Source organism: Pseudomonas sp. RT6P73 (genome assembly GCF_054897715.1).
Window position 1 is genome coordinate 1886075 of the sequence record NZ_JBUBUV010000002.1, and the last position, 15563, is coordinate 1901637.

Annotated in this window: 9 protein-coding genes; all 9 read left to right on the forward strand. The window is 62.6% G+C overall.

Annotated features, from left to right (window positions below; translation table 11 throughout):
* Nucleotides 1-362: 362 nt before the first annotated feature.
* The 9 genes from mnxG to ACYZT6_RS09295 all read left to right on the forward strand — a co-directional run bounded on the left by mnxG (nucleotide 363) and on the right by ACYZT6_RS09295 (nucleotide 15563).
* Entirely contained in the window at nucleotides 363-6197 is a 5835-nt protein-coding gene (gene mnxG, locus ACYZT6_RS09255) for a manganese-oxidizing multicopper oxidase MnxG (RefSeq protein WP_462026605.1), read from the forward strand.
* A gap of 270 nt (nucleotides 6198-6467) precedes the next feature.
* Entirely contained in the window at nucleotides 6468-8420 is a 1953-nt protein-coding gene (locus tag ACYZT6_RS09260; protein WP_462026606.1) for a cytochrome D1 domain-containing protein, read from the forward strand.
* A 13-nt stretch (nucleotides 8421-8433) separates the two neighbouring features.
* A complete protein-coding gene (locus ACYZT6_RS09265; protein ID WP_462026607.1) occupies nucleotides 8434-9090 on the forward strand; it encodes an SCO family protein in 657 nt (218 codons plus the stop codon).
* A complete protein-coding gene (locus ACYZT6_RS09270) occupies nucleotides 9087-9707 on the forward strand; it encodes an SCO family protein (RefSeq protein ID WP_462026608.1) in 621 nt (206 codons plus the stop codon). The genes ACYZT6_RS09265 and ACYZT6_RS09270 overlap by 4 nt, the downstream gene beginning before the upstream one ends.
* A gap of 9 nt (nucleotides 9708-9716) precedes the next feature.
* Nucleotides 9717-11267 (forward strand): cytochrome c/ABC transporter substrate-binding protein, encoded by a 1551-nt coding sequence (locus ACYZT6_RS09275; protein ID WP_462026609.1) that lies wholly within the window; start codon nucleotides 9717-9719, stop codon nucleotides 11265-11267.
* Between the two features lie 14 nt (nucleotides 11268-11281).
* The gene (locus ACYZT6_RS09280) at nucleotides 11282-12235 is read left to right on the forward strand and encodes a peptidylprolyl isomerase (protein WP_462026610.1); all 954 of its coding nucleotides are present in this window, start codon (nucleotides 11282-11284) and stop codon (nucleotides 12233-12235) included.
* A 219-nt stretch (nucleotides 12236-12454) separates the two neighbouring features.
* Nucleotides 12455-12988 (forward strand): response regulator, encoded by a 534-nt coding sequence (locus ACYZT6_RS09285; RefSeq protein ID WP_462026611.1) that lies wholly within the window; start codon nucleotides 12455-12457, stop codon nucleotides 12986-12988.
* An 84-nt stretch (nucleotides 12989-13072) separates the two neighbouring features.
* Nucleotides 13073-14779 (forward strand): GspE/PulE family protein, encoded by a 1707-nt coding sequence (locus ACYZT6_RS09290; RefSeq protein ID WP_462026612.1) that lies wholly within the window; start codon nucleotides 13073-13075, stop codon nucleotides 14777-14779.
* Complete coding sequence (locus ACYZT6_RS09295; protein WP_462026613.1) at nucleotides 14760-15563, forward strand: hypothetical protein; 804 nt, start codon at nucleotides 14760-14762, stop codon at nucleotides 15561-15563. Before ACYZT6_RS09290 ends, ACYZT6_RS09295 begins: the two co-directional genes overlap by 20 nt.

The following is a 15563-nucleotide window of genomic DNA, read 5'->3' on the forward strand; positions in this document are numbered from 1 at the left end:
CCCGTAGCAGCTGTCGAGCTTGCGAGGCTGCGTTCGGCTGCGGAGCAGTCGTAATACCTGCGCGCGAGGTTTTCCTGAAACACCGCGTTGCCGGATCTCACGACGGCTTCGCCGCCGAACGCAGCCTCGCAAGCTCGACAGCTGCTACAGAGCCGAGCGCAGCAGCTGCTACGGGATACGCGTTGTTGGGTGGAGGTTGGTATCCACCGGAAAGGGGGAATAAGTGGGGAATAATCCCCCGAGTTGTTAAGTCGTTGCTCCAAGTAGCTGAAAAGTAACTGAATTTTTTATGGCATGCGGATTGCTCAAGGGGATTTGTCGAGAATTATTCCCTGTGAGCACCCACAGCGAGGCCCGTAATCATGACCGGCAAACCGTACGCTTCGTCCCTGTTTAAATTTGCGCTGTTGGTGGTGTCGATGTTCGGCATCGAGCTGGCTGAAGCAGCCCTGCGTTGCGAGCGCAATCTGGTGGCGAACGTCGTGGCGCTGGATCAGCCGCTGATGTTCAACCGCCTCGGCGCGCAGAACGTCAATGGCATGATGTTCGCCCTGCGCCGCGACGTGGTCGACGACCATAATGTGTCCCTGGCCCAGGGCGGCGCGGCAGTGCCGGGCAAAGTCTCGCTGCGACCCGACAAGCGTCCGCGGCCCTTGGTGTTGCGTGTGGCTGCCGGCGACTGCCTGACCATCAACCTGCAGAACCTGCTGGCGTATCAGGCTAACCCCGGCAGTCACGACGACGGGGGAGAGGAAGAGGGCGAGATTGAAGGTGAAGTCGAAATCGGTGAAGTAGACGACTGGAAAGTCGATGAGCAGGTCGCTGACCGCCATGTCGGCTTCCAGGTCAACGGCTTGCAAGCGGTCAACAGCATCGACGACATCGCCTCGTACACCGGGCGCAACGGCAATTCGCTGGTCGCCCCGGGCGGCACCCGTTCCTACACCTTGTTCGCTGAGCGCGAAGGTGCATTCGCCGCCAGCAGCCGTGGTGCGACCTTTGGTGGTGAAGGCGATGCGGGCAACGTTGCCAACGGTCTGTTCGGCCAGGTAGTCGTGGTGCCCAAGGGCGGCCGCAGCTACCGCAACACCGTGACCGAAGAAGAGATGCGCCTGGCCAGCGCCGGCCGCACCCCGGCCGGTCAACCGATCGTCGATTACCAGGCGCGCTACCCGCAGCGCGAGCCGTGGATCCGTGAAGGCAAGGCCGGCACGCCGATCATCAACATGGTCGACGGCAATGAAATCATTTCCAGCGAAAGCGACGCCATTGTGATGGGCAGCAACGCCGACGGTAGCTTCCCGCCGTCGACCTATCCGCTGGAATCCGTCGGCAAACGCAACCCGGCGATCCCGAATCGGCTGGAACCGTTCCGCGATTTCGCCTCGCAGTTCCAGGATGAAACCGCCGCAACCCAGGCATTCCCCGCGTATTGGGCGGACCCGGTGATGGCCCACGTGCTGGAGCCGACTCGCGATTCGTTCATGATCAACTACGGCTCCGGCGGCATGGGCGCCGAGGTGGTGGCCAACCGGTTGGGCGTCGGGCCGATGCACGATTGCCTGTCCTGCGCTTATGAAGAATTTTTCCTCAGTTCGCACACCGTCGGCGACGTGGCGATGCTGGTGGACGTACCGGCCAACGCCGGCCTCGAAGGCATTCTTCCAGGGCAGGTACCGCGCGCCGACCAGATCGGCGTCAAGGCGACCATGGCGCTGTATCCGTCCGAGCCATCCAACGTCAACCACAGCTACATCGGTGACTTCATCAAATTTCGCAACACCCACAACGGCCATGAGCAGCACATCTTCCACCTGCACGGTCATCAGTGGCTGTTCAACCCCAACGACGATAATTCCGACTACGTGGATGCCCAGGGCATCGGTCCGGGCGCCGGCTACACCTATGAAATCGCCAACGGCGGTTCGGGTAACCGCAACCGCGTCGCCGGTGATGCGATCTACCACTGCCACTTCTACCCGCACTTCGCCCAAGGCATGTGGAGCATGTGGCGGGTACACGACGTGTTTGAAGAAGGCACCAAACTCGAAGTCTCGCAACAAGGCTCCGACGGATACCACAGCGAACCCTACGCGTTGCGCAGCGGCAAACCGGCAGCGGGCGCCCGGGCCTTGCCCGATGGCGAAATCGTTGCCGGTACCCCGATCCCTGCGGTCGTGCCGCTGCCGGGCAAAGCCATGGCGCCAATGCCAGGCAAGGTCGCGGTGGTGCCGAAAATCGGCGAAACCCTGGTCTCCGCTAACGATGACGACGATGAAGAAGAGGATGACGACGGCGAACATCACGGCGGCAGCGGCGGCGCTCAAGCCATCGGTTCCCTGGCCCTGGTGGATCGCAGCGAAGCCAACCGCAATGCCGACGGCAGCCTGAAAAACCCTGGCTATCCGTTCTGGATCGGCGGCATGGAAACGTCGGTCGGCCAACGTCCACCGACCCCACCGCTGGACATGCTCGACGCGGCCAAGGCGCAGTCGTTGAAAACTAGTGGCAACGCCCTGTGGGCCAACCTCGACCCGGCTTCGTCCGGTGGTTGGGACGGCGGCCTGGGGCGCCATACTCTGGACGGCTTCTCCTCCGGTGGCCAGGCGAACACCATTACCACGTCGCTGGATTTCTCCAAGGAAGTGACTCGCGCCAAACCGATCTACATGCCGGAAGAGGGCACTGAAGTCGAACAGGCGGCCATGGCCTTCCACGCCAAAAAAGACCATCCAAGTTTTGCCGTGCTGCCCGGTAATCAAATCGTGGCAAAGGCCTTCCGCACCAACGGTGCGTTGCCGATTGCCGGCGCGCCGTACTATGAGCCGTGCATGGATGACCGGCAAAAACGCCTGACCAGCAGCGCCGGCACCGGAGAATTCGCCAGCGGCGAACGGATCGACGGCATGTCCTACACCGGTTCTTCGACCTTCACCGCCGACCGCCCAAGGATCTACAAAGCGGCGAACATCCAGTTCGATGCGGTCTACAACAAGGTCGGCTACCACTTCCCGCAAGCGCGCATCCTGGCGCTGTGGGAAGACGCCTGGCCGGTGATCACCAAGCAGCGTCCGCCAGAGCCTTTGGTGATGCGCATGAACACCTTCGACTGTGTGCAATACCAGCAAACCAACCTGGTGCCGGCCACCTATGAAATGGACGACTATCAGGTGCGCACGCCGACCGACGTGATCGGCCAGCACATTCACCTGCCGAAATGGGACCTGACGGCCGCCGATGGTTCGGCCAACGGCTGGAACTACGAAGACGGCGTCCTTTCCCCGGGGGCTGTGCAAGAACGCATCCGCGCGATTCGCGAATTCAATCAGTGCGAAGGCACCGATCCTCGTGACGGCACCCCGGTCTGCCCGAAAGCCAAGAATCACCCGTATTTCGGTCAATTTGGCCGTGCTGACTGGGTGGGTGCGCGCACCGCGATGCAACGCTGGTTTGTCGACCCTGTGGTGAACGCCAAAGGTGTCGACCGTGGCCTGGGGACCATTTTCACCCACGACCACCTCGGCCCATCGACTCACCAACAGATTGGCCTGTACGCCACCGTGCTGGCTGAACCGGCCGGTTCCACCTGGTTTCACGCTGAAACCGGCGAGCCGTTGTACAGCGGCGCACGCCAGGACGGCGGGCCGACTTCGTGGCAAGCGGTGGTGTCCACCGGGGACATCGACGGCGACGGCAAGAACGACAGCTTCCGTGAGTTCTTCCTCGAATACAGCGACTTCCAGCACGCCTATGAAGCCGGTGTGTATGTGGGCGCCGGTCCTAACGGCGTGCCTGATCCGCAAGCGTTCCCGGCCACCGCGGACAGCTTCCGCTACGCGATCAACCCGCCGGTGCGCAACAACGCCAGCACCTTGCTCGACGGCATCATCGAAGTGCAGGGCGGCATGGTGCCGGGTTGTCCGACTCGGCCATGCCCACAGGCGATCTCGGTCGATGACCCCGGCATGTTCGTGGTCAACTACCGCAACGAACCGCTGGCCCTGCGGGTGTACGACCCGAACAAGGTCGGCCCGGACGGCAAGCGCGGCATGCAGGCCGACGGCCTCGGCGGCGACCTGGCGTACGCCATGCAAAGCCGCACCGACCGCGCCATCCCGGCGATGAACCTGGCGCCTAACCTGGTCACCGCAGCCACGGGTCCAACCGGCGGCACCACGCTGTTCCCACCGCACGTCAACCGTGGCGGCGCGGAACCGGGTGACCCGTTCACCCCGATGTTGCGCACCTACACCGGTGACAATGTGCGGTTGCGGGTGCATGCCGGCGGTCACGAAGAAGAGCACAACGTGACCCTGCACGGCGTGAAGTGGCTGCAAAGCGGCTCCGGCTTCGGCAACAGCTCCAACTCCGGCTGGCGCGCGTCGCAGATGGTCGGTATCTCCGAACAGATGGGCTTTAACGCGCCGGTCTCGATGCTCTCCAGTTCGGCGGCGACCACGGGGGATTACCTGTACTCGATGGACGCTTCCATTGAAGGTTACTGGAACGGTATCTGGGGCGTGATGCGCAACTACACGGCCCAGCGCAGCGATCTGTTCGCCGTGCCAAACAATCCCAAGCCGGCGGGCATGCGTAACACCGTGGCATTTGATGGCTCCTGCCCACGGATCAGTGCCAACCCCAACGGCATCGGCACCCGGCCGACCGTGCAACGCAACTATGAAGTGGTTGCGGCGCTGGCCAACGACATCCTGCGCAATCCGCTGAACCTGACCATCGGCGATCCGGCCGGCATCGGGCAACACGTGGGTGGGCCGTTGAATCCGGCGGGTGGCACCCTGGTGTTCAACTCGCGTCCGGTGAATATCCCGCAGGTCACCGTGGTCGATCCTGAAGATGGCGAAACCATCACCGTCGGCGGTCAAAGCGGCCCGTTGCACGATCCGACTGCGATCCTGTACGTGCGCAAATCCGACCTCGATCCGGTCACCGGCAAAATGAAACCAGGTGTACCGGTGGAGCCGCTGGTATTGCGCGCAGCGGCGGGTGACTGCATCAACGTCACCCTGGAAAACCGCTTGCCTGTGGTCATGCCCGACCTGACCCAGACGGCCGTGATGCAAGGGCTGGTCAAGCGTGATCGCAACAATGGCCAGGGCTCGACCATCTTCACCAACAACCTGATGCGGCCGTCGAGCCACGTGGGTCTGCACGCGCAACTGCTGGCGTACGACATCACCAAATCCGATGGCACCAACGTCGGCGCCAACCCGATCCAGACCGTGCCACCGCGCATCGGCAACAGCGGCGCGTACCCGACCCGTACTTATCAGTACTACGCCGGGCATCTGGAGCGCGAAGGCAAACCGGTCACGCAACTGGGCCGCAGTGTCGACAACATCAACGCCACCGCGGTGGAGTTCGGCGGACTGAATATCACCCCGGCGGACCTCATCAAACAACCGCAGAAAGGTTTGGGTGGGGCGATGACGATCCTGCCGGTGGGCGCAACCTGGGTTGAGGATGCGCGTAAAACCAACGCAACGGTCACGGCGCCAGGGCAGACCACTTACCGCGACTTTGCGATGGTCTGGCAGAAAGCGCTGAACATCCGCTGGGCCAATGGTCGGCCGGTGGAAGGCATTGCCGCCGAAGGCTTCGGTGTACCGACCGATCCACAGGACAACTCGAGCATGGCCATCAACTACAAGGCCGAGCCGATCTGGTTCCGCTTCGGGTTGGCGCCGGATGCGCCGTTCGGGCACGCCGACGGTGCCGGTTACGGGGACGTGCCGAACGCGCATATGGCCTACAGCAATGCGCTGATCGGGGGCGATCCGCAGACACCGGTGCTGTATGTGAAACCGGGGCAACCGTTCCGCACCCACATCATGATGCCGAGCGGTGGCAGTCGCGGCACGACCTTCCAACTGGACGGTCACGTCTGGTCGGTCAACCCGTTCCAGTCGGAGAAGAGCGATACCGGTGGTTATCCGATGTCCACGCCAGGGGTGGGGTCGGTGCGGTTCGGCTACAACCCGATGTCGATGTACATCGGCGCTCGTGAAAGCATCCTGCCGGCGGCGCACTTCAGCTTCATGCACCCGAGCGCCGGGGGCAGCAACGCAATACCGGGCGACTACCTGTACCGCGACTACGGCGCCTACGGCAACACCGCCGGGCTTTGGGGGTTGCTGCGGGTGACCAACGAACCTGAACCGGCGCCGGCACCGTAAAGCCAGGGATGGGGTGGTGGCTGACACCCCCCCATCCCTGTAGGAGCGAGCCTGCTCGCGATGGCGGAGTGTCAGTCACATCAATGTTGGATGTGTCGGCCTCTTCGCGAGCAAGCCCGCTCCCACAGGAACAGCACCAACCCTGTAGGAGCGAGGCTTGCCCGCGAAGGGTTCACCTCGATGTGGGTGGTGTCACAGATGACGCCTTCGCGGGCAAGCCTCGCTCCTACAAGGGACAAGGCAGGCACAGATCTGTAAGGGGAGAGTGTTATGAACAGGACTATCGGATTCGCCAGTTTCACGCTGGTTATCGGGGTGGCGCTAATCAGTTTCGGCGTCTGGCGCACCGCGCCGACCAACTTGCTGAGCGAAGTCGCACTGCCGGACACCTGGAGCAGTCAGAACCTCTCCCGTGACGGGATTTCGGTGGCGCTTGAGCTCAAGCCACTGGCCGCGGACGGCGTGTTGCGTGAAGGCGAGTTTGCCGACGTGCAGTTCCGCGTCAGCGACAGTGCCTCGGGCCAGCCGTTGTCGGGCGTCAACCCCGGTGCCTGGCTGGATCCGGAAACCGTTGCCGCGGACAAGGCCCAGGGTCGGGAGCAAAGCTGCAAATCCCGGGTCGGGGTCTTCCTGAAATCGAGCATCGGTGCACGGCCGATGCTCGATCTGAACAGCTACTTCCTGTTGGTGATGAACCGCGACGCCAGTGTCTCGGTGGTCGACCCGTCGGTGTCGGTGGGCGGCATCACCAGCACCATGGCGCGGATCGACATCAAGCAACCACCAATGGACTGGACCACACCCAAGGACAACAAACGGGTATTCGTCTCCATGCCCACCGCCGATGAAGTGGCGGTGATCGACAGCGAGCAATTCAAAGTGATCGACTCGGTCGCCGCCGGCAGCAACCCGGTGCGCGTGGCCTTGCAGCCGGACGAGCGTCTGCTGTGGGTCGGCAACAATGCCAAGACCGCCGAGCAGTCCGGCGTCACGGTGATCGACACCCGTAGCCTCAAGCCGCTCAAACACCTGGCAACGGGTGCCGGGCACCACGAAATCACCTTCAGCAAGGACAGCCGTTTTGCCTTCGTCAGCAACCGCGACGACGGCACGCTGAGCATCATCGACATCGCCAGCCTGACCATCAGCAAACAACTCAAGACCGGCTCGCATCCGTTGTCGGTGGCGTACTCGCCGCTGTCTCAGGCGGTGTATGTCGCCGACGGCAAGGACGGTACCGTGACCGTGGTCGATACCGCCAGCCTCGCGGTTCGGCGGGTGATCAAGATGAAACAGGGCCTGGGCCCGATGGGGTTCAGCGCGGACGGGCGTTTCGGCATCGTCCTCAACACCCTGGAAAACCAGGCCGCAGTGATCGACGCGGCCACCGATTCGATGATCCATGAGCTGGACGTGTCCGCCGAACCCTATCAAGTGGTGTTCACCAAGGCCTACGCCTATGTACGCGGACTGGCCTCGGCCAAGGTCACGATGATCAACCTCTCGTCGTTGGGAACTGGCCGCACGCCGATCAGCCAGGGCTTCGAAGCCGGGCCTCAGGCGCCACGGCTGGCCGGTGATTTGCCGCTGGCTTCGAGCCTGGCGGTGTCGCGGGACGACAACGCGGTGTTCGTGGTCAACCCGGTGGACAACACCACCTACTTCTACGCCGAAGGCATGAACGCGCCGATGTCTGGTTACCCCAATCGCGGGCAGGTGGCGCGGGCGGCCATGGTCATCGATCGCAGCCTGCGGGAGGTCGAGCCAGGGCTTTACAGTTCGCGGATCAAGCTGCCGGTCGCCGGGCGTTTTGACGTGGCGTTCCTGCTTAACCAACCGAACATCATCCATTGCTTCACGGCGCTGGTGGAACCGGACAAGAACCTCGCAAAACTCCCCGGCGTGCCAAAAGTCGAGTTCATGCTCGACACATCCACCGCCGCCCTCGGCAGCCCCTACACCGTGCGGTTTCGCATTGTCCAGGGCCACCAGAAAGCACAGCGCAGCGGGGTCAAGGACGTTCAGGTGCGCTACTTCCGCGCCCCGACTTCCCGCGCTCAGCACGTCGCCGCCCTTGAAGTGGGCAACGGCATCTACGAAGCCCCGGTGACCCTCGACCAGAACGGCGCCTGGTACCTGCACGTGCGCGCGGCGTCCCTTGGCGCGAGTTTCGATGACAAGACCTTTGCCAGCGTTCGGGTGTTGCCCGGCGATGCCCACTGAAGAGGAAACCGACATGAATCGATTCGCACACCGTGGACTGCTGACGTTCTGCCTGTTGGCCGTCGGCATCGGCCAAGCCCTGGCGCACTCGGCGGATGAACATGCCGGACACGACATGCCAGCCAAAAGCGCCAGCTCGGAGAGCGCCCAGGTCAAATTCGCCGACGTGGCGCTGGTGGACCAGAACGGTAAACCGGTGCGACTTGAGAAGGATCTGGTGACCAACAAAATCGTGGTCATGAGTTTCATCTACACCAGTTGCACCACGGTGTGCCCGGTGGTGTCCTCGATCATGGGCAAGGTACAGAAGCAACTCGGTGCCCGGGTCGGCGACGAGGTGCAGCTGGTGTCGATCAGCATCGACCCGCAGCGCGATGACGCCAAGCGCCTCAACGATTACGCCCGCAGCTTCCAGAAAGGTCCGGGCTGGAGCTGGCTGACCGGCAGCTCGCAGTCGATCAACGAAACCCTCAAGGGCCTCGGCTCTTTCAGCGGTGACTTCAAAAGCCATCAGCCGCTGATCCTCGTCGGTGACGGCAACAGCCGCCACTGGACGCGCTATTACGGTTTTACCGACCCGGCAGTGCTCACACGTGAAGTCGAGAAACTCAGCGGCCAGCGCAACGCCCACGCCAAACACACTGCCATTGCCATGGAGCACCAGCCATGAAAGCCCTCGTTTTGATCTTCCTGACGATGTGTTTTTGCGTAATCAGTTTTATGGCGTTTTCCCATGAAGGACACCAGGAACCGGCGCCGGCGGTGGCCGCCGCGCAACCGGCCAGCGGCACGCGGGATGCGAAAACCTGGTTCACCGACACGCCGTTGCTGGACCAGAACGGCAACACGCTGCGCTTCTACAGCGACGCGCTGCAAAACCGCGTGGTGCTGCTGAACGTGATTTTCACCCGTTGCAACGATGCCTGCCCGCTGATCACCCGCAAGCTCAAGGAAGTCCGTGAGGTGCTGGGCGACAAGGCCGATGGCATTACCTTTATCTCCCTTACCAGTGATCCGCTGCGCGATACGCCGGCGGTACTCAAGGCTTACACCTTGAAGCAGGGCGTCGATGGCCCCCACTGGCTTTTTCTCACCGGCGACAAGGCGCAAATGGACCTTGTGCTGGGGCGCATCGGCCAGATTGTGCCGACCCCCGAGCAGCATTCAACGCAGCTGATCGTGGGTGATGTGGCCAACAAGCGCTGGAGCAAAATCCGTCCCGACGCACCGGCCGCCGCCATTGCCCAGCGCTTGCAGTTGCTGACAATGCCCGTGGCTGGTCGTTGAGCCTGCGCCATGAACATTGCCCTCGCCCTCAGTCTGCTCCTTCTCGGCGGCATCAGCCTTGCCGCCAGTGCGTTGCCGCTGAGCCCCAGCGAAAGCGCCGGCAAACGGCTGTACCGCGAGGGTGTTTCCGGGAGTGGTGAGCCGATCATGGCCAGGGTCGGCGCGGCAGGCATGTTGCTGCCGGCCACCAGCCTGCCGTGTGCCAATTGCCATGGCGCCGATGCTCAAGGGCGGCCCGAAGGCGGGGTACGGCCGCCGGATATCAGCTGGTCGCGCCTTTCCAGCAGTTACGGTCAGCAGCAGGTCAATGGTCGCAATTACCCGGCCTACAACGAGGGCGCACTCGCCCGGGCGATCCAGGAAGGGCGTGATTCGGCGAACAATCGGCTGGACCCGGCGATGCCGCGATTCGTGCTGTCGATGAATGATCAGCGCAACCTCACGGCCTACCTCAAGCGCGTGGCCGAGGACCGCGATCCCGGTTTGACCGCCGACAGTTTGCACCTGGGCACCTTGCTGCCGAGTCACGGACCGTTGAGCGAGGAGGGCGCGACGGTGGCGGCGGTGCTCAAGGGCAGCGTGGCGCGGATCAACGAGGCGGGCGGGATTCATGGCCGGCAATTGCGCCTGACCATCCTCGATCCAGGCCCGGACCGCGCCAGTGCCGAACAGGCGCTGGACCGCTTGATCGATAAGGAGCAAGTGTTCGCCCTGATCGCGCCGCTGGCACCTGCGCTCGACACAGAACTGGCTACGCGGCTGGAACGCGCCGGCATTCCACTGATCGGGCCGCTCTCGCTGCAGGGCATGGCCCAGGCCAGTCGACAGATTTTCGAACCGCTGTCCGGGCTGCGTGAACAGCTGATCGCCCTGGCCGACTACGGTGCCGCCAATTTGCGCTTGCTCCAGGGGCCGACACTGATCACCTACCCGGATGAGCCGAGCCAACGACTGGCGGCGCAGAACCTCGGCCAGTACCTGCAAGATCACGCCTGGCAGCAAGTGCGGTTGCACGCCTACAACTCGGCGCCGGAAGAGCTGCCGCTGGGCTCGCGATCAGTGTTTTACCTGGGCAACGGCGGCGGTTTCAGTCGCCTTGCCGAGCGCTTGCACACGGCGGGGCAGGTGCCGTACCTGTTCGCCGCGTCGAATCAGGTGGCAGGCGACCTGTTTCAATTGCCCAGTGGTTTTTCCCGGCGGGTGTTTCTGGCCTATCCGTTCGTGCCCAGTGACTGGACGCTGTCCGGGCGCCTGGCCTTGACGCAATTGCGCAAGAACCAGGGGCTGGGCGGTGAGCACGCGGTGCTGCAAGTCGGCGCCTACAGTTCGATGCTGCTGCTCAGCGAAGGCATGAAACAGGCCGGGCGCGACGCCAGCCACGAGAAGCTCATCAGCGCCCTTGAAGGGTTGCACGATTTCGACACCGGGCTGACCCCACTGATCAGCTTCGGTCCGGGCCGCCGACTGGGCTTGAGCGGTGCCCATATCGTCACCGTAGATTTGCCCGACCAGCGCTTCTATCTGGTCGCACCGTACAAACCCATTGCCGCGACACCCTGACGGGAGGTCTGATGATGAAACTCAAGATTCTGCTGATCCTGCTGACGCTGTGGGGCCCCATGGCGTTCGCCAGTAATGGCCCGGCCGCCGCGCGAGTCAATGGCGAAGTTATTTCCGAGTTCCGTCTGGAGCGTTATTTCGCCGAGTTCCTGGAGGACCAGGGCCGGGCGGTGGGCAGCATCCGCAACCCCACGGCGTACAAGCAATTGCGCAAGAAAGCGCTGGACGCCCTGATCGACAAGGAGTTGCTGTGGCAGGAGGCGCGCAAGCGCGGGGTGGAGATCAGCGATGAGGTGGTGCAAAGCCAGGTTGAGCAGACGCGGCAAGCGATCGGTGGTGCCGAAGTGTTCGCCCGCAGGCTCGAAGACGCCGGTTTCGACGAAGCCACCTTTATCGAGTACACGCGCCGTGAACTGGCGGCGCAGCAAGTCTTTGCCGACCTCCTGAAGGTCACTGAGCCGGACGAAAAACAGGTCCGCGCGTTCTACGAGGAACACCGCGCCGAAATGAGCACACCAGAGCAAATCCAGGCGCGGCACATCCTGGTCAAAGTGCCGCAGGGCGCCGATGCCGCCACAGTTGAAGCCGCCCGGCTACGCTTAGAGGAGATGCGGGTGAAAATCAGCCAGGGCGAGGACTTTGCCAGCGTTGCCCGGGCCGGCTCCGAAGATGCTTCCGCCACCGAAGGCGGGGATCTGGGCTATTTTCCCCGTGGGCGCATGATGCCGGAGTTCGAAGCAGCGGCATTTGCCCTGGCGCCGGGGGCCGTCAGCGCGCCGGTGCGTACGCCGCTGGGCTGGCATTTGATCTACTTGCAGAACCACACGGAGGCGACCGATGTCTCAGAAACTCAGGGGCTTGAAATGGTTCGGGCTTACCTTGCCCGACAGCAAAAGGATCAGGCTCGTCTGCAGGTTCTGGCGCAGTTGCGATCCAGCAATCGAATCGAACGGATTGACGACGATTGAAGGTTCCCCCCCAAATGTGGGGAAAGCTTCAGGGGCAATTCCGAGCGCTTCCCCGCCTTTGGGGGACGGGGTTCCTGAACGAAAAGATTTTTTCATGAAAATCAAAGAGATGAATCGGCCAAAAACCGACGCTCAGTCTGGCATGAAGTGTGCGTTAGCCTAATTAAGGCGCGTACTCCCAGGCACGAATTTCGGACCTGCGGTTTCAAGGAGTCCACCTTGTTAAACAAAGTACTGGTTGTTGAAGACGAACTGCTTCTTGCTGAAAACCTCAAGGATTACCTTCAGGCGCAAGAGCTGGAAGTCCGGATAGCACATGACGGTGCGACAGGTATCGGTGAAGCCGAACAGTTTGCACCCGATGTGATGGTGTTCGATTACCGCTTGCCCGATATGGAAGGCTTTGAGGTGCTCGATGCCGTCCGCCAGAACAGGAAGTGCCATTTTGTGCTGATTACCGGGCACCCAACCGCTGAAGTCTGTGAGCGGGCCCGGCAACTGGGAGTCAGCCATATCCTGTTCAAACCGTTTCCAATGGCGGAATTGGCCCGAGCAGTTTGTGACCTTCTGGGGATGGAGCGGGAAAACCGAACAGGCGCGAGCCCATCCGAAGGATTCGTCGAACGACGCCAGAGCAGGACCGAAAGCTTCCCGCTGCAGTTGTACGATGGCAGTTGGGTGCTGGCAGATCGTCGACGAAGTCTATCGACCTCCAAGGCACCAGGCGACGAACAATTGCTCACCGGGGAGTAGTGGCGCGACAAGACGTTCCGGCATACGCCGTAATGGCCTGCCGCGTCGACAGGGCTCAAAGCCCCCGGCGTTGGAGAGCATGCCATGGACCGTCTATCCCTAGCCGTCGAACCGGCGCTTTTGGAATGTGTACCGTCGCGATTTTCCAGTGAGCAACTGGTCCAGGCCCGGGCCCGGGCAACCAGCTCCGGCGAGCGGGTTCTGGAAGCCCTCGGGGCGTTGTGCGAACTGGCCCCCATGCCCTTCATCCGGTGCCTCGGCGCTACCCTGCATTATCCGGTGCTCGACACCGACACCCTGTTTCAAGCCACCCCGGTGTTCGACCGGGTCACCCTGGCCCAATGCCTCAAGCGAGAATTCATCCTGCTGCGTCACGACGATGCGGTGATTGGCGTGTTTGCCGACCCGTTCGATACGTCGCGTCTGGCCTGGATCGATGATTGCCTGCACGGTGCGCCGCTGTACCTGGTGCATGCCGACGACCTGAAAGCCTACCTCGCGCGCCACGAAGAGAGCTTCCACGCGGTGGAATCGCTCAACGCCCAGGCCGACGCCAATGTCGAAATCGACACCCTGCAAAGCCTGTCGCTGACCAGCATCAGCGAAGACGCCAGCGTCGTCGTCAAACTGGTCAACTCGACCCTCTACGACGCGCTGAAAATGCACGCCAGCGACATCCATCTGGGCACCACCGGCAGCGGGCTGGTGATCAAGTACCGGATCGACGGCGTGCTGAACAACATCAGCAAAATCCAGGGCAGCGAGTTCGCCGAGCAGGTGATCTCCCGGGTCAAAGTCATGGCTGAACTGGACATCGGCGAAAAACGCGTGCCCCAGGACGGTCGCTTCAAGATCGGCATCAGCGGTCGGCAGATCGACTTCCGGGTGTCGATCATGCCGAGCATTTTTGGTGAAGACGCGGTGCTGCGGGTCCTCGACAAACAAGACCTGGCGGACAAGGTCAGCGGCGTGCAATTGCAGGCCCTGGGTTTTGAAGACGAAACCCTGCGCGCGCTGCGCCGGCTGGCCGCCGAACCTTACGGCATGGTGCTGGTGACCGGCCCGACCGGTAGCGGCAAGACCACCACCCTCTACGCGATGATCACCGAGATCAACCACGGCGTGGACAAGATCATCACCATTGAAGACCCGGTGGAATACCAACTGCCGGGCGTCCTGCAAATCCCGGTCAATGAAAAGAAAGGCCTGACCTTTGCCCGTGGCCTGCGCTCGATCCTGCGCCATGACCCGGACAAGATCATGGTCGGTGAAATCCGCGACCCCGATACGGCACAGATTGCCGTGCAATCGGCCCTGACCGGGCACTTGGTGTTCACCACCATTCACGCCAACAACGTGTTCGACGTGATCGGCCGCTTTACCCAGATGGAAATCGACCCTTACAGCCTCGTCTCGGCCCTCAACGCCGTGCTGGCTCAACGGCTGATCCGCCTGGTGTGCGCCAGTTGCAGTGCGCCGTGCAACCCGACCGATGAAGAACTGCGCCTCTCCGGGCTCGACCCGCAAAAGGTCGATCATTACCACTTCGTCCATGGCAAAGGCTGCGGCCATTGCCGGGGCACCGGTTATCGCGGGCGGACCGCGATTGCCGAGCTGCTGCACCTGGACGACGAACTGCGGCAAATGATCGTCGAGCGCCAACCCGTTTCGAAGATCAAGGCACACGCTTGCAAACGTGGCTTGCGCCTGTTGCGCGAGTCCGCTCTGGAACTGGTGCAGGAAGGGCGGACCACGCTCGAGGAGATCAATCGTGTCACTTTTGTCTCGTGATCGTTATGTCGCCGTGCTCGGCGCCAGTGGTGTCGGCCTGGGCCAGCGCAAGGGTGGCGACACCCTGTGGCTGGGCAGCGTCGGCTTTATCGACGAAGGCTTCCATGCCTGGGCCGTCGCCCTCGAAACCCTCGACCGCTTGCTGGGTGAACACGTGCCGGCCGGTGCGGAATTGAGCGTGGTGGTTTCCGGCCACTTCAGCCGCTTCTGCCTGGTGCCCTGGAGCGAACAAATCACCAGCCCTGACGAATTGCTCGGGTTTGCCCAACTGTGTTTCGAAGACCTCTACGGCATACCGACTCAACCCTGGAGCATGGTGCTGTCGGCGGAACCGGCGGGTTACGACCGGATCGCCACCGCGCTGCCGCAAGACTTGCTGGCGCGTCTGCGCAGCCTGGTCAGCGGTCGTGGCCTGCGCCTGCGTTCGGTGCAGCCGTACCTGATGGCGGCGTTCAATCACTTCGATAAAAGCCTGGATGCCGGCGACTTTCTGTTCGTGGTCGCCGAGCCGGTGCGCAGTGTCTTGCTGCTGGCCAGGGAAGGGCGCTGGACCTCGGTGCGTTCGGTGGGCAGCAGCGACAGCGATGCCGCACTAACCGCGCTGATCGGTCGTGAAAACCAGTTGCAAGCCTCCACCAGCGAACGCCCGCTGAACGTTTACCTGCACGCTCCCGCGCGCATCGACGTGCAGCCCGACGTGCCCGGTGTGCACTTGCGCACCCTCGAAGAGGACCGGACATCCGTACACGATGGTTTGTACGTCATGTCCCGGGCGGTGGCCTGA

Coding starts and splice junctions, on each gene's coding strand:
- ACYZT6_RS09260 (WP_462026606.1), top strand. CDS start 6,468: ATGAACAGGACTATCGGATTCGCCAGTTTCACGCTGGTTATCGGGGTG.
- ACYZT6_RS09280 (WP_462026610.1), top strand. CDS start 11,282: ATGAAACTCAAGATTCTGCTGATCCTGCTGACGCTGTGGGGCCCCATG.
- ACYZT6_RS09275 (WP_462026609.1), top strand. CDS start 9,717: ATGAACATTGCCCTCGCCCTCAGTCTGCTCCTTCTCGGCGGCATCAGC.
- mnxG (WP_462026605.1), top strand. CDS start 363: ATGACCGGCAAACCGTACGCTTCGTCCCTGTTTAAATTTGCGCTGTTG.
- ACYZT6_RS09265 (WP_462026607.1), top strand. CDS start 8,434: ATGAATCGATTCGCACACCGTGGACTGCTGACGTTCTGCCTGTTGGCC.
- ACYZT6_RS09270 (WP_462026608.1), top strand. CDS start 9,087: ATGAAAGCCCTCGTTTTGATCTTCCTGACGATGTGTTTTTGCGTAATC.
- ACYZT6_RS09290 (WP_462026612.1), top strand. CDS start 13,073: ATGGACCGTCTATCCCTAGCCGTCGAACCGGCGCTTTTGGAATGTGTA.